The organism is Ensifer sesbaniae (assembly GCF_013283665.1).
Classification (GTDB): Bacteria; Pseudomonadota; Alphaproteobacteria; order Rhizobiales; family Rhizobiaceae; genus Ensifer; species Ensifer sesbaniae.
On sequence record NZ_JABEKU010000002.1, the window covers coordinates 414460 to 435366 of the forward strand.

The following is a 20907-nucleotide window of genomic DNA, read 5'->3' on the forward strand; positions in this document are numbered from 1 at the left end:
ATCTCATCTGGGCGCAGAGGTCGCTTTGGCACATTGAACGTCCGCGGTTCTTCCACAAATCGGCGGCGGTCCAGGGAAACATGCAGCAGGAAGCTGGGCCCGCGCCGAGACGCAGGCCCGTCAATCCTCAACGGAACGGCGGTGCGTAGAGCAGACCACCCTCGCTCCAGCGGGTGTTCGGGCCGCGCGTCAGGCCGAGAGCGGTCTTGGTGCCGAGGTTACGCTCGAACACTTCACCGTAGTTTCCGACACCCTTGATGATGTTGTAGCCCCACTTGTTGTCGAGGTTCAGCATCTTGCCGAGTTCTTCGTTGACGCCGAGCATGCGCTGGATCTCCGGATCCTCGCTCTTGGCCATCTCGTCGACATTGGCCTGGGTGATGCCGCGCTCCTCGGCTGCCATCAGCATCCAGGCCGACCAGGACACGATGTCACGCCAGTTGGAATCGTTCTGGCGAACGGCGGGCGCCAGCGGCTCCTTGGAGATGGTTTCCGGCAGAACGACGTAATCGTCCGGGTTGTTGGCGACGGCGCGGATCGAAGCGAGATCCGAACGGTCGGAAGAGATCGCTTCGCAACGGCCGGAGAAAAAGGCGTTGCGGTTTTCGTCCGGGTTTTCGAAGACGACCAGTTCGAACTTGCCGCCGATCGAGCGGAAGAAGTCGCTGAGATTCTGGGCGGTCGTGGTGCCCGGCAGCGTGCAGATCGCCGCGTCCGTCAGCTCCTTGGCGCTGTTGACGCCGAGCGACTTCGCCACCATCAGCCCCTGGCCGTCGTAGAAGACGGTCGGCCCGAAGTCGAGGCCAAGCGAGACTTCGCGCGAGAAGGTAAGGGTCGTCTGGCGCGACAGCATGTCGATTTCGCCGGACTGCAGCGCCTGGAAGCGCGTGTTGATGTTCGTCAGAACGAAGTCGACCTTTTCCGGGTCACCGAAAACGGCGGCGGCGACAGCGCGACAGACGTCGACGTCGAAGCCCTGCATGTGGCCCTTCGCATCCGCGGTGGCAAAGCCCGGTGTGCTCATCGAGACGCCGCAGATCAGCTTGCCGCGCGCCTTGACCGTTTCGAGCGTCGTCGCCGCATTCGCAGACGTCGCGGCCACCAGCCCGACGGCGATGCCCGCAACGGTCGCGCAAAGCTGTAGGATCCTGTTTTTCATGAATTCCCTCCCTTTGGTTTTTCCTCGTCCTGACCGGCCCAAGTCGTGCGGTCCTCATCGCACGCCTCCTCCCTGACCGATCGACTCCGGCCCGCAATTGCCGGGGTCATCAGTTGCATACGATAGCAGAATACAAACATCAACATGATTGTATACAATATTGACGACGAAATATTCGGGCGCTATCGAGTCGAACGTTTGGAACAAGCAGCCCTTCAGCATGTCCTACTGAACCGGGCGACCGACTCAGGACCAGGTCTATTCGATCGCCAATCTATCTAAGGCAGAATGGAACGACACGCGCTTCGTCCGCGAGGATTTCGACAAGCTGATCCTCACGGCCCGCGGCGAACCCGACACCGCCAAACGCAAGGCGCTGCCGATGTTCAACAACTACATCGACGCGACGAGCGACAAGGTCGGCGGCCGGATGGATGATCCGAACGGCGAACTGATGGGTGGCCACGCGCTGACGAAATGCTGGCTCAACGCTTAGATCACGATGGTTTTGGGAGAATCGACGCAAAACCATAAAGGTGATCGATTCTCATAAGTGAGAGCGGGATGCGGGCGGAAAAACGCAAAACACTTTCCTCATCCCGCTCTTAACCGATGAGACCGAAGCCGAAGGTCGGCGTCGACCTCGGCTTCTTTGTAAGCATTCAGAGCGTCCGGCGGAGTGACAGCATGCCGTCACTAGCAAGCTCCACTTCGATGTCATGGTAGCGGGCAAGCGTCATGTGCGGGGTGTCGGCGGCGGCCTCATGGGCTCCGGTGATGACGACGACGTCGGCGCCGGCCGCAAGGCCTGCCAGGATACCGGCAGGTGCGTCTTCGAATACCAGGCAATCCTCCGGCCGGACGCCCAAACGTTCGGCAGCCATTCGATAGCCCTGCGGATCGGGTTTGCCGGCCGAAACATCTTCACCGGTTATCATCAGTTGCGGCGTCGGGATGCCGGCGGCCGCGAGACGGCGTACCGCCAGGTCGAGCGGCGCTGAGGTCACGATCGCCCATTTCTCCGGCGGTAGGGAATTCAGGAAGGCGACGGCGCCAGGGATCTCGATGATGCCCTCGACATCGGCGATCTCGGCAAGCGCCAGGTCGTAGGCTTCCTTTTCCGGATCGATATCGGGCAGTTGCAAGCTACGGATCGTATCGACAGCGCGCACGCCGTGCACTGTCTTCATCATTTCGACCGGATCGAGACCGTTGCGCACGGCCCAGGCGCCCCACACGCGCTCGACCACGGCCATGGAGTTCAGCAAGGTGCCATCCATATCGAACAATAGGGCAGCAAAATTCTTCGTGAAAACGGATGAAGGCGCGGCGTCCAAGGCAATCCCCTGAGATGGTGAAACGGGCGGCAGCAACATCGCCCCGTGGAGAAGGCACACCTACTACCGGACAGTCAGACGCACAATGCCATTTGCGCCTGTACTGCCAGTAGCGTCGCTCAGCTCGCGGCCTGGACTCGTGTCGTCATGAGGAAATCGATCGGGCCACCGGGTTGATCGTCATCGAAGACGGCACAGGACAGGACGCCGCTGAAGACCGCGCCGGAGTCGACGTTGGTCCTGTTTCCGATGGTACGGGGATTGGCCGTACTGGGCGTGTGCCCATGACAGAGATGCTTCCCCCAATAGTCGCCGGAATAGTCCTCCGGTTGCCTGATCCAGAGAAAGATCTCGTCGCCCTGCCGCTCCAGCGGCAGTGTCTCATCGACACCCGCGTGCACGAAAATGCGGTGTCGTTCGACTAGGATCGTTGGAAGTTCCTTCATCCACTTCAGATGCCGACCGGGAATGACACCGTTGTAGGAGACCAGCGTCTCCTGGCCACCATTGACGAGCCACCAATCAACGTCGTACTCGCCGCTGCTGGCGCCCCACAGCATGTCTTCATGGTTGCCCTTGATTGTCAGCCAGGTCCAACCGGGCTTGGACGGGCCGGCCATGACCAATTCGACGACACTGCGACTGTCCGGCCCCCGGTCGATCAAGTCGCCAAGAAAGATGACCCTGCCCCCCGGCGCATAGGCTTCAATCTCGCGCAAGAGCACACGCAACTGTTCGAGGCAACCATGAATGTCGCCGATCGCGAAGGTGAGTTGCCGGGCGGCCATGCGTCTACTCTCCACACATATTCCATACCCTCGGACCGGGTTGATCCCAGGGAAAATATCAATAAATCAAAACACTATATCAAGTCTTTCGTCGAAACGTATGCGCGCGATATCGATCGAAACAACCGACTCGCGTCAAAGTGCCCGACAATTTTGCCGATAGTCCGCCGAGGTGGCCGAAACTGGGCGGAGGTACGCTTTCGAACGATATCGCCAAAGCCACGGCTGCCACCCTGATGCGGACGGCGGCATCGCCGCTGGGCCCTCAGCGGCGGGAATTGCCCTTTGCGATCGTCGAGGTAGCGATCGAAACCGGATCGCTCGCCGGAAATGTATCTTCAAGCCCCTCGTCGAGCTGTTCTTCCATCGCATCCCGATCGTGCGCATGACGGGCATTCAGCAGCGGACCTCGAAGCGAACCCGTCGGGGCGCCCGCGGCCTGCAACGCTTCATCTGCGTCGAGCGCCGTCTTGAGGATTTCCTTTGCCTTTGCAACGGCGTTGAGCCGGTTCAACGAGCCGGCGCTATCCTGCGGGCACATCACGGTCACCACTTCCCCGCCATCGCCGACGAACTCGACGCTAAATCCGGTCCGACCGGCCCGTTCCGGGGAAACCTGTATACCGACGACGCGCATCTAATCCTCCTGCAAGCGGATTGGCGCCTCTATCCGCCGGACTGGCATAGCAAAAGGGTCGCCGACCGTCCGTGCGGAGTCGAGGACATGTATGCAAGGAAGCGTCGAAACGCGCTTTTGTTCCGAGAGCCCGAAAAAAAGCGACACGCGACCGGGTTTGTGGTCAGATCAGAGTGCGCCCGGCAAGGCGACGGGGCCCGTTGTACCGGCCGGCAGGTCCTTGGCCGTATCGGCAGACTGGAAAGCCGGGTTGCCGGCAGGCGGCTTCCTCGTGCAGTTTGCGAAAGCATCGAGGTCGCGTTTGTAGACCTTGGTCTCGACATCCATCATGCCGAGCACGGTGTGGAAGAGATTGTCGTGCGACTTCGGCTGCGCCGTGTCCTTGGCGAGACAGGCGGTATCGACACCCATGGACGCCTGATAAGGTTTCGAGAACCAGGCGACGAACGGCACCTGCGTCTGCTCGCGCGGGGCGATCGCATAGGGCGCACCATGCAGATAGATGCCGTCCTCGCCGAGCGACTCGCCGTGGTCGGACATGTAAATCATCGCCCCGGCGACGCGGTCCTGATGCTTCTCCAGAAGGCGGGCGACACTCCCCAGCACGTAGTCGGTGTACAGGATCGTGTTGTCGTAGGCATTGGTGATCTCGGCGACCGAGCACTTCATCAGTTCCGGCGTGCGGCAATCCGGGGTGAACCGACGGAACCTCTCGGGGTAGCGCAGATAATAGGACGGACCGTGGCTACCGAGTTGGTGCAGCACGATCACGCTGTTCGAGGTCGTCGCCTGGAGCTTCTTGTCGAGTTCGCCGAGGAAGATCTCATCCAGGCATTCCCCGTTCTTGCACAGGGGACTGTTCTTCTGGTTGGTCATGCTGGCGAAGCTGATGAGGTCGGCGATACCCTTGCTGCCCGTGTTGTTGTCCCACCAGGTGGTCGAGACGCCCGCACGCGTCAGCACGTTCATAAGATTTTCCGTCGACCGCGCCTTCCAGTCGCTATACTCCTTGCGCGGGTAGACGGAAAACATGCAGGGCAGCGAAATCGCCGTCGCCGTGCCGCAGCTCGTCGTGTCGGTGTAGTTGACGACACCAAGCGCCTTCAGTTCCGGATTGGTCTCGCGCGCGTAACCATTCAATGAAAAATTCATTGCGCGTGCGGTCTCGCCCGCAACAACCACAACGACCACAGGCTTACCGGCGGCTGCGATCCGCGAACCCTGATGCGCATCGGTACCGAGCGGCTGTACGACGATATTGCGCGCCGTGTAGGTCGAAGCGGCATATCGTACGGCCGCCGACACCGGCCCGGTCGGATTGAACCGCTTCATCAGGTCTTTATGTTCGCGGATCACGTAGGCGACATTCGCGAAATTTGCATAGACCAGCCCCCCGCTGACGAGGAGGCAGGGGATGATCACAGCGAGATTGACCGCGGCATTGGCGAGAAAGCGGCGGCGGCGGACCTTGACCCAGGCGACGAGAAGCGAGGGAAGCACGCCGAAGAGCAGCAGATGCATCGCCAGGCTGCCTGTCAGCAGGTGACCGGCTTCCGCCTGCGTGGTCACGGCCGCATTGCCGATCATGTCCTTGTCGATGATGACGCCAAAGGAATCGATGAAATAGGAGGCCGACGCCGACACCATGATGGAGAAGATCAGCACCGGCTTCATCACATATTTGACGGAGGCAGTCGTCAGCGCCGCAAAGGTCAGCAGGCAGAGGGCGGCGCTGAAGGACAGCAGCGCCACGGCGGAATCGTTGAAATAGGCGACCGCGTGCGTCCAGAAGGATTTGTTGGTAACGAGAAGCAGATAGGCGCTGACGAGCGCGGTGAGAGCGATGCTGCCGATCTCTGGCCGGCGAATTCTTGAAAGTGTCAAAGCGGGTCTCCAGCCGCGACTGCACGGACATCAGAGATGGTCGACACAGGCGCGGGCATTTCGTCGAAGCGGAGACCGCAATAACGGCCACCTGTTCAGTTGCAGCCTCCCCCTCACCTGTCGAGATACGACGGACAAGCTGTCCAAACCCCGTCAAGACCGCTCATTGCCCGCTTCATGCACGCGCCGGCGGGAATTGCGACCGGGAGTTGGCAGTCCAGGCGAAAGCCCATATGGTCGACAGCGGCCTCCGTAATATCGAGACGAATCAATGCGCCTGCTCCTGGTTGAAGACAGTCCGCGACTGGTAGAACTGGTCGGAGAAACCATGCGGGACGCTGGCTGGAGGCTTGATGCCGTTTCAACCGTTGCGGACGCTGAGACGGCAATTGCCGGGCGGGAGCATGATCTCGTGCTCCTCGATCTCGGCCTGCCCGACGGCGACGGCTTGTCCCTGCTTCGTCGGCTCCGACATGACTATCCCGGACTGCCTGTCCTGATCATCACCGCCAAGGGATCCGTCGACGAGCGCATCGCCGGGCTCGATGCCGGAGCTGACGACTATCTGGTAAAACCGTTTCACCATCGGGAGCTTCTCTCCCGTTGCCGCGCGATGCTGAGGCGCAACCCGCAGGCCGTCCAGCCGGTGCTGGAGGCAGGCGCGCTGCGCTATGACCCGGCAACCGCAGACCTCATCTGTAACGGCATCGTCGTGCCGTTGCCGCCGCGCGAACGATCGCTGATGGAAATCCTGATGCGGGAGGTCGGGCGCGTAGTGCCGAAGCGAAAACTCGAATCGGCGCTTTCGCAGTACGGTCAGGAAGTCACGCCTAACGCGCTCGAGCTCGCCGTATCGCGTGTGCGCAAGCGCCTGCAACCGCTTGACACCGGCGTACAGATCGAGACCGTGCGCGGCATCGGCTATCTGCTCAGGCGCGCCTCATGAAAACCCGCAACCCGTCGCTGATCGGCATCGTCGCCCGCCGCATCATCGCCTTCTCTCTGGTGGCCATGGCGATTCAGATCGGCGTCGTCTTTGCCGACTATTGGTTCGACGACGACAAGCTGAGCGTCCTCATGCTCCAGCAGGAAACCGAAAACCTGGCGGCCTACATCCACGTCCGCGACGGCGTCGTGAGCTACGAGCCCAATCACGAGATGCGCGAGCGTTATCAGGACCGCCATGGCGACGATGGCTCGATCTTTCTGCACATCCGCACGGCCTCCGGCGTGATCGTCTACTCGAACTGCACGAGCGAATGCGCCCGACATTTCCTGCCGGTCAGCATGGATGCACCACAGTTCTGGAAGCGCCTGATCGCGCCCGGCAAACCCTTCAGCGTCGCCGGCGGCCAGACTTTCGAGCGGGGCGGCACCTCCGTGCTCATCGAGCTTGCGATCCTCAACGATCCGAACGGCTTCATGTACCGTGCGCTGCTGCACGAGATGGTCGACTCGATGATCGTGCCGATGACGCTGATGTTCTGTCTCGTCATCGGCGCGACGATCTGGTCGATCCGCAGCGCACTGAAGCCCGTCGCGATGGCCGCCAAGGCGGCCGATGCGCTGGACCCGCGCGACAGCAGCGCACGCCTGCCACTAACACGAATGCCGCAGGAGATTGCCCGCCTGGTCACCGCCGTCAACCGCATGCTCACGCGGGTGGCCGATCTCATCCAGTCGCAGAAGCTGTTTTCGTCCTCGATCGCCCACGAAATCCGCACGCCGGTGTCGATCGCCAAGATGGAGCTGAGCCGCATCAACGATCCGAGGGCTCGCAGCGCCGAAAGAGACCTCGACGCGCTGACCCACATTCTCGAGCAGCTCACCTCTCTGGCGCGGGCCGACGCAGTCGATCCCTCCGCCTACCAGCGCACCAGCCTGTCGCAGATCGGAGCCGCCGTTGCGGAGGCTATCGCACCGTTCGTCTTCGACCACGACAAATCGCTCGAGTTCGTCGACGAAGGCTCGCCACCGGTCACCGCGATCCCAGCGCTCGTCGAGAACATGCTGCGAAACCTGATCGAGAACGCGGTGAAACACAATCCGCCGGGCACTCGCATCGTGCTCACCTGCGGCCCCGGTCCGGTCGTCTCCGTCGAAGACAATGGCAAAGGGCTCGTCGATCTGCCCGAGCACCACGAAGACCTCGGCTACGTGAAGAGTTCCGGCCAGCTCGGCCTCGGCCTCAAGATTGTCCGGCGCATCAGCGAGTTGCACCAGGCGACGATTTCGGTCGATACGGCGCCGGAGCGCGGAACCAAGATCTCGATAGACTTTTCCGCCGCGGCCTGAGCCCCGCCACTTGGCCGATCTGGAAACATGGGCTCCTCCCCTCCTGGTCCTGCCCGTCTTTGGGCGCCATGTGCCCATTTGCGCTGATGCCAATGACTGCCACTTTGCGTTGCCACCTCGGTCCCGGCAACAACCGATCGTTCGCCTGTCGTCCGGCGCTACGAGCAAGCAGCTCCCGTTCAGTGTTTTAAAATTCATTCGATTGACTTAATCAATGGAATGATGTAATTTCGGGACATGATGAAAAACAAATCCACAACACAGACACCCAAGCAGGATCGCGGCGACGTCACGCGCGAGAAGCTTCTGACGAGTTCCATCGATGTCTTCGGACGTTACGGCTTCGACGGCGCCAGCACGCGCATGCTTGCGGAAACCGCCGGGGTGAACCTGCAGGCGATCCCCTATTATTTCGGCGGCAAGGAAGGCCTCTACATCGCTGCCGCAGAACACCTTGCGTCGATCATCGTCGGACATGTCGGTGAACTTAGAAACGTAATCCTCGGGCGCCTGGCCCGCCTCGACGGCGAAGGCAAGGCAATGTCGGCTGAGGAAGCCCGGGACCTGCTGACCCAGATGGCGCAACATATGGTCGCCATCTTCGTCAGCCGGCAGTCGGAAAGCTGGGCGCGCTTCATCATTCGCGAACAGATGGAACCGACCGAGGCGTTCGAGCGGGTCTACACCAATGTCATGGGTCCGATGATCGGCATGGCCGGCAGGCTGGTTGCAACAATCCTCGCCGAGCCGCCGCAATCCGAACATGTCCGGCTGAAGACCCTGTCCTTCGTCGGCAGTATCCTCGTTTTCCGCATGGCCCACGCGGCCATGCTCCGCCAGATGAACTGGCAGGCTGTCGGCCCCGACGAGCTCGACATTCTGCGTCGCCACGTAGAAGAACTCGTCGCGGCACTTGGCGGCCAGCAGGAGCGCCAGCCATGAACAAGCCAGCAATCGCTCTCCTATTGTTCGCAGGCGCCGCCGCCGGCGTGTGGTGGTTCGATGTACCGCGGCAGCTCGGCTGGGCCGCCACGGAACGAACCTCGGTGCTTTACGGCAATGTCGACATCCGCCAGGTCTCTCTCGGTTTCCGCGTCAATGGCCGCATTGCGAGCCTCGGCGTCGACGAAGGCGATGCGGTGAACCCCGGCGACGTTCTCGCCACCCTCGATGCCGTTCCGTTCGAGCAAGCAGTGGCGGCGGCAGAAGCCGAACTCGGCGCGCTCAAGGCCAATCTCGCAAAACTGAAGGCCGGCGCGCGACCTACCGAAATCGCCCAGGCGCGCGCCGTCCATGAGGAACGCCTGGCCGATCTGAAAAACGCCAACCTTGCCTTTGAGCGCGCCCGGCAGTTGCGGCCGAACGGCACCATCTCCCAGGCGAACCTCGACGAGGCGAGCGCCAACAGGGCCGCGGCCGCAGCGCGCGCCACGTCCGCCCGCGAGGCTCTGGCCCTGCTCGAAGAAGGAAGCCGGATCGAAGATATCGAGGCAGCTCAGGCACAGGTGCTTGCGGCCGAAGCCAAGCTCGAGAGTGCCCGAACATCGCTCGCCGACACGCGCCTTCTTGCGCCGAGCGCTGGTACGATCCTCTCGCGGGTACGCGAAGTCGGTGCGATCGTCGCGCCGTCCGACATGGTCTATGTCGTTTCGCTGAACGAGCCCGTCTGGGTCCGGGCCTACGTGACCGAGCCGGACCTCGGACGCGTGCATCCCGGCATGGCCGTCGAGGTCACATCGGACGGCGCCCCGGATCGCCCTTACAAGGCGACGGTCGGCTTCATCTCGCCGGTGGCCGAGTTCACGCCGAAGTCGGTGGAAACGCCGGAGCTCAGGACCGACCTCGTCTATCGCCTGCGTATCGTCGTCGACAAGCCTGGCCCGGATCTCAGGCAGGGCATGCCGGTGACCGTGCGCCTGCCGGAACAGGCTGGAGCCAAGCGATGAGCGCCAACGCACCCTTCGTCCGGATCGCGGATGTGGTCAAGCGCTTCGGCGAGGCTCCACCGGCGCTCGACCATATCAATGGCGAGATCCTCGGCGGGCAGATCACCGGACTCGTCGGCCCTGACGGTGCGGGAAAAACCACGCTGATCCGGCTGATGACCGGGCTGATGCTGCCGGACGAGGGAAAGGTCGAGGTGCTCGGTTTCGACACGGTCACGCATGCGGCCTACATCCAGGCGGCCATCGGCTACATGCCGCAACGTTTCGGCCTCTATGAGGATCTTTCCGTTCAGGAGAACCTGAACCTTTACGCTGACCTGCGCGGCCTGCCGCTCGCCGACCGTGCCTCGACCTTCAACGAACTGCTCGAATTCACCGATCTCAAGCGCTTTACCGCACGGCTTGCCGGCAAGCTTTCCGGCGGCATGAAACAGAAGCTCGGCCTTGCCTGCGCGCTTCTGCGCAAGCCGCGCCTGCTCCTCCTGGACGAGCCGGGCGTCGGCGTTGACCCGATCTCCCGCCGAGACCTCTGGAAGATGGTCGAAAACCTGACGGCCGAAGGCATCGGCGTCGTCTGGTCCACCGCCTATCTCGAAGAAGCCGAGGCCTGCGACAGCGTGCTCCTGCTCAATATGGGCGAGTTGCTGTTTTCCGGCAGCCCCTTAGAACTGACCGATCGCGTCGCCGACCGCGTCTTCAAGGTTTCCGGGATCACACATGGACGCCGCCAGAAGCTTGCGCGCTATCTCGACGAGGACGATGTCGTCGACGGCGTCATTCAGGGTGAAGCGATCCGCCTGGTCATGAAGCCGGCCGCCAAACCGCCAGTTCCGGACGAAGGTTCGTCAGCGCCTGGTGTGACCGTCACCGCGCCCCGCTTCGAGGATGCTTTCATCGATATGCTCGGCGGTGGGCCTGGCGGCCGCTCGCGGCTGGCGGAAACCCAGACACCCTTTGCAATGGAGAACAGCAAACCCGTCATCGAGGCACACGGCCTGACGAAACGCTTCGGCGATTTCACGGCGGCCGACGACATTACCTTCGATATTCCGCGCGGCCAGATCTTCGGGCTGCTCGGCCCGAACGGCGCCGGCAAGTCGACGACGTTCAAGATGCTCTGCGGGCTGCTGAAGCCGTCGGCTGGCGAGGGCCGCGTTGCCGGCTTCGACCTGCGCCGCGACGCGGCCGAGGCACGCAACCGGCTCGGCTACATGGCGCAGAAGTTCTCACTCTACGGCGACCTCAGCGTCGCCCAGAACCTCAGTTTCTTTGCCGGCGTCTACGGGCTATCCGGCGCACGCAAGCGCGAGCGCATCCAGTTGATGATCGAGATCTTCGCCTTCGACCGGCTGCTCGGCATGTCGGCCAAGGATCTGCCGCTGGGCCTCAAGCAGCGGCTGGCGCTGGCCTGCGCCGTGCTGCACGAGCCGGAAGCGCTGTTTCTCGATGAGCCGACGTCCGGCGTCGATCCGATCACCCGGCGCGAATTCTGGACCCACATCAACGGCCTGGTCGATAAGGGCGTGACGGTGCTCGTCACCACCCACTTCATGGACGAGGCCGAGTATTGCGACCGCATTTCGCTCATCTACCGCGGCCGGTCGATCGCGCTTGGCTCACCCGACGAATTGAAGGCGCAGGTCGCCAATGACAAGCTGCCGGACCCGACGATGGAGAATGCCTTCATCGCCCTGGTTCAGGGTTCGGAGGAAAAGGAGGCCGCATGAGCGCGCAATCCTCCAACGCCGAAAGCCGCACCGTCCGGGCCCGTCGCTTTGCCGCGCTGGTGCGCAAGGAAAGCTATCAGATCGTCCGCGACCCGAGCAGCATCCTGATCGCTTTCGTGTTGCCCATGATCCTCCTGTTTCTTTTCGGCTACGGCGTCTCGCTCGATACGACCCAGACCCGCATCGGCCTCGTCATCGAGGAGGAGGCACCCCTGACGCGCGATCTCGCCGCGGGTTTCCAGGCTTCACGCTATTTCAAGGTGACGGTCGGCCGCGACCGGCGCGAATTCGAAGAGGACCTTGTGCTCGGCCGCGTGCGCGGCATCGTCGTGATCCCTGCCGGCTTCACGGCGGATCATGCCGCCGGGCGCCACCCGGCGTTGCAGGTGCTCGTCGACGGCTCCGACCCCAATACCGCCAATTTCGTCCAAAACTACGCCCAGGCGACCCTTGCCAACTGGGAGCGCCAGCGCTTGAGCGACGGCGCCGGTCACCCACCGGCGATTTCGGCCGAGCAGCGCTTCTGGTTCAATCCGGAGCTGACCAGCCGGAATTTCCTTGTGCCCGGGTCGATCGCGATCGTGATGACACTCGTCGGCACGCTGCTCACTTCGCTCGTCGTTGCCCGTGAATGGGAGCGCGGCACGATGGAGGCGATGATGGCAACACCCGTATCGGCCGCCGAACTGCTGGCTGGAAAGCTGCTGCCCTATTTTATCCTCGGGCTCACGTCGATGACGCTTTGCGTGCTGCTCGCCGTCTTCCTCTTCGGCGTTCCCTTCCGCGGATCGATCGCGGCGCTCTATGCGCTCTCGGCAACCTTCCTGATGCCGGCGCTCGGCCAGGGCTTACTGATCTCGGCGGCGACGAAGAACCAGTTTCTCGCCTCACAGCTCGCGCTGATCTCCGCCTTCCTGCCGGCCTTCCTGCTCTCCGGCTTTCTCTTCGAGATCAATTCGATGCCGACGGTCATTCAATGGATCACCTTTATCGTGCCGGCCCGTTATCTGATACCGAGCCTGCAGACCGTGTTCCTTGCCGGCGACATCTGGCCAATGTTTACGCGCGCCATCGCCGTCATGCTCTTAATCGGCTGCGTCTTCTTCGCGCTCGCCGCCCGCAGCACCCGCAAGAGGATTGGCTGAGATGTGGTGGACAAGGCTCAAGGCGCTGATCGTCAAGGAATTGCTGGCGGTGCTGCGCGACCCCAAGGGGCGCACCGTGCTGATCGTCCCGCCGATCCTCCAGCTTCTGGTGTTTTCCTATGCCGCGACGCTGGAGGTGACGAATGTCGACGTCATGGTGCTGAACCGCGACAACGGCCACTGGAGTCAGGATCTCGTCCGCGAGATCGACGGCGCGCCGACTTTCCGCAGCATCCGCTTCACCAACAGTCCGGACGAGGTGCGCGTGGCGATAGACACCCAAAAGGTCATTGCCGCAATCGAAATCGGTCCTACCTTCTCGCGCGACATCGAGGCGAGCCGGCCCGCGGAGGTACAGGTCATTCTCGACGGGCGTCGCTCCAACGCCTCGCAGATTGTTTCCGGCTATCTCGGGCGCATCGTCGGAACGCTTGGAGCCGAGACGCCGGCCGGCAAGCGCATGGCGTCCGGCGCCATCACGGTCGTTGCGCGCAACTGGTTCAATCCGAACCTCACCTATCAATGGTTCATGGTGCCGAACCTCGTCGCCAGCATCGCGCTCTTGATCGGCCTGATCGTGACCGCGCTGTCGATCGCGCGCGAACGCGAGCTTGGTACTTTCGATCAGCTCATGGTCTCGCCGCTTCGAACCCACGAAATCCTGATCGGCAAACTGATCCCGCCGATGATGATCGGCCTGTTCCACATCACGATCTACATTCTGGCCGCCGTCTTCATTTTCGGCGTACCGCTGCGCGGCTCGCTGTTCCTGCTCTACGGCAGCGCGGTCTTCTACCTCGCTTCCGTCGTCGGTCTCGGCCTGTTCATCTCGGCGCTGTCGATGACGCAGCAGCAGGCGATCCTCGGCGCCTTCCTCTTCATGGTGCCGGCAATGTTGCTTTCCGGCTTCGCGACGCCGATCGAGAACATGCCCACGTGGCTGCAGCCGATCACCTATATCAACCCGCTGCGCTACTTCCTCGTCATTGTGAAGGGCGTATTCCTCAAGGACATACCGGCAGTCGAGGTGGCGCGACAGACGATCCCGCTGTTGCTGATCGCCATCGTCACCCTCTCGGCCGCCTCGTGGCTGTTTCGCCGCCGGCTGGAATAGCAATTCCGGCAAAGACGCGGTTTTGTGGCCGGAATTGCCTGAAGCGACGCTTTCGGCCGCAAATGCGCTACTCCTTCAGAAACTGTGCGATCGCGGTGATTTCGTTCTGGCGGATGTCGTGTCCGCCCGAGTGCCATTCGGTTTCGGTCGCCGCGCCCTGCCCCTGGAAGTAGTCCGCCAGGGCCTGCGTCAACGGGGCCGGGCAAATGGGATCACGTTCCCCGGCCGTGATCAGCACTCGGCGCCCCTTGAGGCCCGCATTGTCCTTTGGACGAAACGGGATCAGAGGATGCATGAGCGCCGCTTTGTCGAAGACACCCTCTTCGATCAGCACGTTGGCAAGAATGTTCGCGCCATTGGAATAGCCAAGGCCAATCACCGCCGAAGCCTGATGCTCCGCGGCAAGCGCCTTGACGAAAGCCGCCATCTTCTCGGTGGCACGTGCGAGGTCCGCCATGTCGTAGACGCCCTCGCCCGTGCGCTTGAAGAAGCGCGCAGCCCCATGTTCCGACACATCGCCCCGCGGCGAGACGATCGTCGCATCGGGCAAGAGCTCGGACGCGAAGGTGAAGAACTGGTTTTCGTCGCCACCGGTTCCGTGGAAAACGAAGAAGATCGGCTGACCGGGCTTGCCGGCCTTCAGTTTGTGGACATAGCCAAAGTCGACCATTTTTGTCTCCTGGTGCTATTCCGGCGAACTCCTGGCGAGCTCGCTATCGGAAGTGCCTTGTTTCAAAGAGTTAGATCCACTGTTTCGACGAAACTGTGAATGATCTGCCGAGCATTCCAATGCCGCAAAGGGCCCGCCGGCAGGGCGAGCCCTCGGTGTTGACTGCGCTAGTCGTCGATCTTCTGCAGATGGCTCTCCAGGATCGGGCGCAGGTGCTTATGCTGTTGCGGCAGCTTCAACGCCTCGCCGAGATGCGCAAGGTCCTCATCGCGATCAAAGCCGGGCTCGTTGGTGGCAATCTCGAACAGCACGCCGCCCGGCGTACGGAAGTAGATCGCCCAGAAATAATCGCGATCGATGACCGGGGTCACCTGGTAGCCGGTGTCCATCAGGGCCTTGCGCACTTCGAGCTGCTTCTCGCGGTTCTCGACGGCAAACGCGATATGGTGCACCGAACCGGCGCCCTGGGAAGCGCGACCGATATTCGGCATCGTCTCGAGGTCGATGACGCGGGCATCGTTGCCGCCGGGTACGATCAGCCGCGTGACACCGTCCTTGCGGTCGAGTTCTTCGTAGCCCATGAACTTCAGGAGCTCGGCCGTCGCGCCCTCGTCGTGAAGGCGCAGTGCTGCGGAATGGAACCCGCGGATTGCGTGATCCGCCGAGATGCCGCCTTCCGTCCACGGCGTGCGCTGGTCGTCCTTGACCTCGACGAGGGCGAAGCCGTCGCCATCGGGACCGGCAAAGTTCAGGCGCTTCTCGCCGAAGGTCTCTTCATCCTTGAGACCGGTGACGCCCAATGTCGTCAGGCGATCTTTCCAGAAGCCGAGGGAGCCCTGCGGCACCGAGAAAACAGTCGTCCCGACTTCGCCGGTGCCGGCCCGGCCGCGCGGCATTTGCGGGAACGGAAAGTAGGTCATGACCGTGCCGGGCGTGCCGACCTCGTCGCCGTAATAGAGGTGGTAGACATCGGGGGAATCGAAGTTGACCGTCTTCTTGACGCGGCGCAGGCCGAGCGACTTGGTGAAGAACAGATTGTTTTCGCGCGCATCGTCGGCCATCGAGGTGACGTGATGCAGACCCTTGATCTGATTGAGCATTGCCGTGATCCTTTCTCTCTGGCGCCGCCGGGCGCTCCGTTGCGTCATAGATGCGCTCTTCCAGCCCGCAGCGAAAGCCGGCCGCGGCCAAACGCATTGTCAACGCTTCATTGACGACGCTGATTACTCGTCAACAAGCGCCGACCTGGCAGCGCCTACGCTTGTGACGCGTTGCGCCGATGCTTAAGATCACCACGCGGCAAGTGGTCGTAAGCACGTGAGGAGGCGGGCGGACATTCCGTGAAATATCGCTTGGTCTCTGGATTGTTGCTGTTGCCGTTGCTTGCGGCGATATTGGCCTGGAAAGGCTATGCGGTCGCGACCGACAGCTATCTGCGCGAGGCGACCGCTCAGGCAAACACCGCTCTCAGGCTCGCCGTCACGGCACTCGACGGCCATCTCAATCGTTATCAGGCATTGCCTGCCCTGATCGCCGATCATGAGGATGTCCAGGAACTCGTTACCCGCCCGCGCGACCGGCGACTGCGGGAGGCGGTGAACGCCTACCTCAAAGACATCAACGGCCTGCTCCAATCCTCTGATATCTATGTGATCATGCCGGACGGCGATACGATCGCGGCCAGCAATTATGACGGGCCGACGAGCTTCGTCGGCCAGAATTTCAGCTACCGCCCCTATTTCCAGCAAGCGCTTCGCGGACAGCAGTCGCGGTTCTATGCGCTTGGCACCACGTCACTGAAGCGCGGCTACTATTTCGGCTCGCCAATCCAGATCGGCGACGAAATCCGCGGCGTTATCGTCTTCAAGGTCGATGTCGAAAGCATCGAGGCTTCCTGGCAAGGCGGCGAATACAGGATCTTCGTTTCCGATCCCGAAGGCATCATCTTCATGTCCGGCGACCCGGGCTGGCTCTATTCCTCCATCCTGCCGCTGACAACGGAACGCCTTGGACGCACCGAAGCCTCGAGGCGGTACGCCGACGCCACCTTGCGCCCGCTCCCCATTGCGGAGAGCAGCTCGCTCGACCACCGCTTCATGAGCGTCTCCTCCGACGGTTCAAGCCGTGAGTATCTCGTGCTTTCGCAATATATGCCCGATGCCGATTGGACCGTGAACGTCCTGGTGGATACGGCCTCGGCCTATACGCAAGCGCGCACGACAGTCGCAGCCGCGCTTCTGTTGATCTGCCTGGCCGGCCTCGGCGTGGCCATTGTCTTGCAACGGCGTGCCCGCCTCAACGAACGCATCTCGATGCAGGCGGAAGCGCAGGTGGAACTTGAACGCCGTGTCGACGAACGGACCGCCGACCTTGCGCGCGTCAATGCCCAGATCGAGGAGGAGATCGCCGAGCGCCGACTGACGGAACAGCAGTTGCGCCGGACACAGGCCGATCTGATCCAGGCAGGCAAGCTGGCGGGCCTCGGGCAAATGTCCGCGGCCCTCTCGCACGAATTCAACCAGCCGCTTGCCGCCGCCAAGACCTATGCCGATAGCGCCGCACTGCTGATCGAACGGGGCCGCTCCGACGAGGCGAGCGACAATATCCGGCGAATTTCCGCGCTTGTCGATCGCATGGCGGCAATCAGCAAGCACCTGCGCAACTTCGCCCGCAAACCGAACGAGAAGCTTGGACCGGTTCCGGTCGAGGAGGTGGTGCGCGATACGATGGAGATCGTATCGGTTCGGCTGAAGGCCGCAGCGGCAAGCATCGACATCGACCTCGGCGACGCACCGCTCGTCGTGCGCGCCGGGTCCGTCCGCCTGCAGCAGGTGCTTGTCAACATCATCTCCAATGCGGCCGATGCGGTCGAGGGGCTTGATGACCGGACCATCCGTCTTCGTGCCCGGCGGGAAGACGGCAAGGTGGTTCTGACGATCAGTGACCGAGGGCCGGGTATTCCCCCGGCGATTGCCGAGCGCATCTTCGATCCGTTCTTTTCCACCAAGGGCGTCGGCAAGGGGCTGGGCCTCGGCCTCTCGATTTCCTATAACATTATCAAGGATTTCGGCGGCAGCCTTGTCGCCACCAATCTTGCGGAGGGTGGCGCCGAGTTTCGCATCGAACTCGCCGTCGAAAACAACGATGCCCGGGAGGCTGCTGAGTAATGATCGAGAGCCGGATCCTGCTCGTCGATGACGAAGAGGATGTGCGCCATTCGAGCGCGCAAGCGCTGGAACTGGCGGGCTTTCGCGTCGAGACCTTTGCGGCAGCCGAACACGTTCTGGAATTCATCAGTTTCAGTTTTGCCGGTGTCGTCATCAGCGATATCCGCATGCCCGGCATGGATGGCATGACCCTCCTGCAGCGCATCCGCGAGATCGATGCCGAGGTGCCGGTCATCCTCGTCACCGGTCATGGCGACGTTCAGCTTGCCGTACGCGCGATGCGCGAAGGCGCCTATGATTTTGTCGAGAAACCCTTCGCAGCCCAGATGCTTGCTGGCACGATCCGCCGGGCGCTCGATTGGCGGACCCTGGTTCTCGAGAACCGGCGACTGAAGGCAGTGGCCGGCAAGCGCGACGACATCGAGCAGCGGCTTCCCGGCCGAAGCCAGGTCATGGTCGATCTGCGCTATCGTATCCGCGCAATCGGCGCCGCCGACGCCGACACACTGATCATCGGCGACACCGGCGTCGGCAAGGAAGTGCTCGCCCGCACGCTGCATGATCTCAGCGCCCGAGCCAACAACCCGTTCATCGCCATCAACTGTGCAGCGCTGCCGGAAAACCTGATCGAAAGCGAACTCTTCGGCCATGAGCCCGGAGCCTTCCCCGGTGCCATCAGACCGCGATACGGCAAGTTCGAGCATGGTCGCGGCGGCACGATCCTGCTCGACGAAATCGGCTCGATGCCCTTCGATCTGCAGGCGAAATTTCTGCGCGTACTGCAGGAACGCGTCATCACCCGGCTCGGATCGAACGAAGTCGTGCCGTTGGACGTGCGCTTCATCGCCACCAGCAAGGTCGATCTCGAAAGGGAAGTTGCCGCAGGGCGCTTCCGGGCGGACCTACTCTATCGCCTCAACGTCGCGACCCTTCGGGTTCCTTCGCTCGCTCAACGCCGCGCCGACATCCCGCTGCTCTTTCTGCAACTGATCAGGGAATCTGCGGCCCGTTACGGCCGAGACGAGGTGGAGGTCTCGCAAGCCATGCTGGCGGAAATGGCAGAACGCGACTGGCCGGGCAATGTGCGCGAACTGCGCAACGCCGCCGAGCGCCTGGTCCTCGGGCTCGATGCGGCGCCGCACGATGCGGCGAAGGAAGAAAGCGGGCGTCTTGCCGACAAGGTCGCCGCCTATGAAAAAAGCCTGATCGCCAGCGCCATTGCCGCCCATGGCGGTGCCCTGAAGCCGGTCTATGAATCGCTCGGCATCTCGCGCAAGACGCTCTACGAGAAGATGCAGAAGTTCGGGCTCGACAAGAAGCTTGTCGCCGCAGACTTTTCCCTCGACAGCGAGAGCTGACAGGTTCGTTCCTCAAATACAGAACAAAGACAGGGACGCGATCGCCCGCGTCCCTGTGAATGACAGCGCCCGAAGCCTCAGACGTTGAAGGCTGCGCCGATCAGCGTCTTGGTATAGGGCTGCTTCGGCGCCTCGAAGATCGCGTCCGTATGGCCCTCCTCGACGATCTTGCCGTTCTTCATGACGATCACGTAGTCCGACATCGCCTTCACGACAGAGAGATCGTGGCTGATGAAGATATAGGAGAGCCCGTGTTTGCGCTGCAGGTCACGCAGTAGCTCGATCACTTGCCCCTGCACCGAGCGGTCGAGCGCCGAGGTCGGTTCGTCGAGGATGACGACCTTCGGCTTCAGGATCATCGCGCGCGCAATGGCGATGCGCTGCCGCTGGCCGCCCGAGAACTCGTGCGGGTAGCGGTTGCGAGACGCGGGATCGAGCCCCACTTCCTTCAGTGCCTCGATCGCCCGACGGTCCCGGTCGGCACGGCTGAGCTCGGGCTCGTGCACATAAAGGCCTTCGGTGATGATCTCGCCGACGGTGCGACGCGGTGACAGCGAGCCGTAGGGATCCTGGAAGACGAGCTGCAGCGTGCGGCGCAGCGGCCGCATCTGCCCGCGGTCGAATCCGGAAATATCCGTGGTTCCGAAGCGGTAGTGACCGCTGCTCGGCAAAAGCCTGAGTAGCGCGCGTCCGAGCGTCGATTTGCCCGAGCCGGACTCGCCGACGACACCGATCGTCTGTCCTTCCTTCAGACGCAGGTTGACGCTGTCCACGGCGCGGAAGACAGACGTGCCGCCACGGAACAGGCCACCGCCGATCTGGTAATCGACGCAGACGTCGCGACCTTCGAGGATGATCGGTGCGCTGTCGGCTGGCGGGGCCTTGCGGCCGCTCGGCTCGGCGGCGAGCAGCATCTTCGTGTAGTCGGCCTGTGGCCTTTCGAAGATATCCGCCGTCTTGCCCTGTTCCACCACTTCGCCGCGGCGCATCACGGCAACGCGCTCGGCGAAGTGCTTGACGATGCCGAGGTCGTGCGTGATCAACACGATCGCCATGCCGAAACGCTTCTGCAGCGATTTCAGGAGGTCGAGGATCTGCGCCTGGATCGTCACGTCGAGCGCCGTGGTCGGTTCGTCCGCGATCAGCAGATCCGGCTCGTTGGCCAGCGCCATGGCGATCATCACGCGCTGACGCTGACCGCCCGAAAGCTCGTGCGGATAGCTGTCGATGCGGCGTCCCGGTTCCGGAATGCCGACGAGTTCGAGCAGTTCGAGAACGCGTTTGCGTGCCTGCCTGAACGTACCGCCGCGGTGGTGGACGATCGGCTCGGCGATCTGCCGGCCGATCGTATAGAGCGGGTCGAGCGAGGTCATTGGCTCCTGGAAGATCATGGTAATCTTCGACCCACGCACCTGATTCAGCGCCTTTGGCGGCAGGCCGACAAGCTCCTGACCGCGATAGCGCGCGGAACCATTGACCGTACCGTTATTGGCGAGCAGGCCCATGATGCCCATCATCGTCTGGCTTTTGCCGGAGCCGGACTCGCCGACGACCGCGAGCGTCTCGCCGCTGCGCACGTCGAGATCGATACCCTTCACCGCTTCGACCGTGCCGTCTGGCGTCGAAAAGTTCACCTTGAGGCCGCGCACGGCCAGGATCGTTTCCTTCATGTCTGCCATA

Annotated in this window: 17 protein-coding genes and 1 pseudogene; 10 read left to right on the top strand and 8 right to left on the bottom strand. The window is 62.4% G+C overall.

The window, feature by feature from the left end; genetic code table 11:
• Positions 1 to 127 precede the first annotated feature (127 nt).
• A complete protein-coding gene (locus tag BHMPCIPO_RS19750; protein ID WP_173518537.1) occupies positions 128 to 1159 on the bottom strand; it encodes an amino acid ABC transporter substrate-binding protein in 1032 nt (343 codons plus the stop codon).
• 190 nt (positions 1160 to 1349) lie between these two features.
• Here BHMPCIPO_RS19750 and BHMPCIPO_RS19755 point away from each other — a divergent pair.
• Positions 1350 to 1655: pseudogene (locus BHMPCIPO_RS19755) on the top strand (ABC transporter substrate-binding protein); the annotation flags it as partial.
• Positions 1656 to 1821: 166 nt separating this feature from the next.
• Here the strand turns inward: BHMPCIPO_RS19755 and BHMPCIPO_RS19760 are convergent.
• The 4 genes from BHMPCIPO_RS19760 to BHMPCIPO_RS19775 all read right to left on the bottom strand — a co-directional run bounded on the left by BHMPCIPO_RS19760 (position 1822) and on the right by BHMPCIPO_RS19775 (position 5805).
• Complete coding sequence (locus tag BHMPCIPO_RS19760) at positions 1822 to 2535, bottom strand: HAD family hydrolase (RefSeq protein ID WP_376741672.1); 714 nt, start codon at positions 2533 to 2535, stop codon at positions 1822 to 1824.
• A gap of 80 nt (positions 2536 to 2615) precedes the next feature.
• Positions 2616 to 3284, bottom strand: a complete 669-nt coding sequence (locus BHMPCIPO_RS19765; RefSeq protein WP_173518539.1) for a metallophosphoesterase family protein — start codon at positions 3282 to 3284, stop codon at positions 2616 to 2618.
• 265 nt (positions 3285 to 3549) lie between these two features.
• Entirely contained in the window at positions 3550 to 3921 is a 372-nt protein-coding gene (locus BHMPCIPO_RS19770) for a hypothetical protein (RefSeq protein ID WP_173518540.1), read from the bottom strand.
• Positions 3922 to 4089: 168 nt separating this feature from the next.
• Entirely contained in the window at positions 4090 to 5805 is a 1716-nt protein-coding gene (locus BHMPCIPO_RS19775) for a phosphoethanolamine transferase (RefSeq protein ID WP_173518541.1), read from the bottom strand.
• 271 nt (positions 5806 to 6076) lie between these two features.
• On the opposite strand from BHMPCIPO_RS19775, the gene BHMPCIPO_RS19780 reads away from it, so the two are divergent.
• From BHMPCIPO_RS19780 to BHMPCIPO_RS19810, 7 genes are all read left to right on the top strand, one after another.
• A complete protein-coding gene (locus tag BHMPCIPO_RS19780) occupies positions 6077 to 6751 on the top strand; it encodes a response regulator transcription factor (RefSeq protein WP_173518542.1) in 675 nt (224 codons plus the stop codon).
• Positions 6748 to 8100, top strand: a complete 1353-nt coding sequence (locus tag BHMPCIPO_RS19785) for a sensor histidine kinase (RefSeq protein ID WP_173518543.1) — start codon at positions 6748 to 6750, stop codon at positions 8098 to 8100. Before BHMPCIPO_RS19780 ends, BHMPCIPO_RS19785 begins: the two co-directional genes overlap by 4 nt.
• 237 nt (positions 8101 to 8337) lie before the next feature.
• Complete coding sequence (locus BHMPCIPO_RS19790) at positions 8338 to 9042, top strand: CerR family C-terminal domain-containing protein (protein WP_173518544.1); 705 nt, start codon at positions 8338 to 8340, stop codon at positions 9040 to 9042.
• The gene (gene hlyD, locus BHMPCIPO_RS19795; protein ID WP_173518545.1) at positions 9039 to 10046 is read left to right on the top strand and encodes a secretion protein HlyD; all 1008 of its coding nucleotides are present in this window, start codon (positions 9039 to 9041) and stop codon (positions 10044 to 10046) included. The genes BHMPCIPO_RS19790 and hlyD overlap by 4 nt, the downstream gene beginning before the upstream one ends.
• Entirely contained in the window at positions 10043 to 11773 is a 1731-nt protein-coding gene (locus tag BHMPCIPO_RS19800; RefSeq protein WP_173518546.1) for an ATP-binding cassette domain-containing protein, read from the top strand. The genes hlyD and BHMPCIPO_RS19800 overlap by 4 nt, the downstream gene beginning before the upstream one ends.
• Positions 11770 to 12918, top strand: a complete 1149-nt coding sequence (locus tag BHMPCIPO_RS19805) for an ABC transporter permease (protein ID WP_173518547.1) — start codon at positions 11770 to 11772, stop codon at positions 12916 to 12918. Before BHMPCIPO_RS19800 ends, BHMPCIPO_RS19805 begins: the two co-directional genes overlap by 4 nt.
• A gap of 1 nt (position 12919) precedes the next feature.
• Positions 12920 to 14032, top strand: coding sequence for an ABC transporter permease (locus BHMPCIPO_RS19810; protein ID WP_173518548.1), 1113 nt, complete (start codon positions 12920 to 12922; stop codon positions 14030 to 14032).
• 67 nt (positions 14033 to 14099) lie between these two features.
• On the opposite strand, the gene BHMPCIPO_RS19815 is transcribed toward BHMPCIPO_RS19810, so the two are convergent.
• On the bottom strand, positions 14100 to 14702 hold the full coding sequence (locus BHMPCIPO_RS19815) for an alpha/beta hydrolase (protein ID WP_173518549.1): 603 nt from the start codon (positions 14700 to 14702) through the stop codon (positions 14100 to 14102).
• A gap of 167 nt (positions 14703 to 14869) precedes the next feature.
• A complete protein-coding gene (locus tag BHMPCIPO_RS19820) occupies positions 14870 to 15802 on the bottom strand; it encodes a VOC family protein (protein WP_173518550.1) in 933 nt (310 codons plus the stop codon).
• Positions 15803 to 16042: 240 nt separating this feature from the next.
• Here BHMPCIPO_RS19820 and BHMPCIPO_RS19825 point away from each other — a divergent pair, with 240 nt between their 5' ends.
• Positions 16043 to 17869, top strand: coding sequence for a sensor histidine kinase (locus tag BHMPCIPO_RS19825; protein WP_173518551.1), 1827 nt, complete (start codon positions 16043 to 16045; stop codon positions 17867 to 17869).
• A complete protein-coding gene (locus BHMPCIPO_RS19830) occupies positions 17869 to 19227 on the top strand; it encodes a sigma-54-dependent transcriptional regulator (RefSeq protein ID WP_173518552.1) in 1359 nt (452 codons plus the stop codon). The genes BHMPCIPO_RS19825 and BHMPCIPO_RS19830 overlap by 1 nt, the downstream gene beginning before the upstream one ends.
• A gap of 77 nt (positions 19228 to 19304) precedes the next feature.
• Here the strand turns inward: BHMPCIPO_RS19830 and BHMPCIPO_RS19835 are convergent, their stop codons facing one another.
• Positions 19305 to 20906, bottom strand: a complete 1602-nt coding sequence (locus BHMPCIPO_RS19835) for an ABC transporter ATP-binding protein (RefSeq protein ID WP_173518553.1) — start codon at positions 20904 to 20906, stop codon at positions 19305 to 19307.
• Between the last annotated feature and the right edge of the window lies 1 nt (position 20907).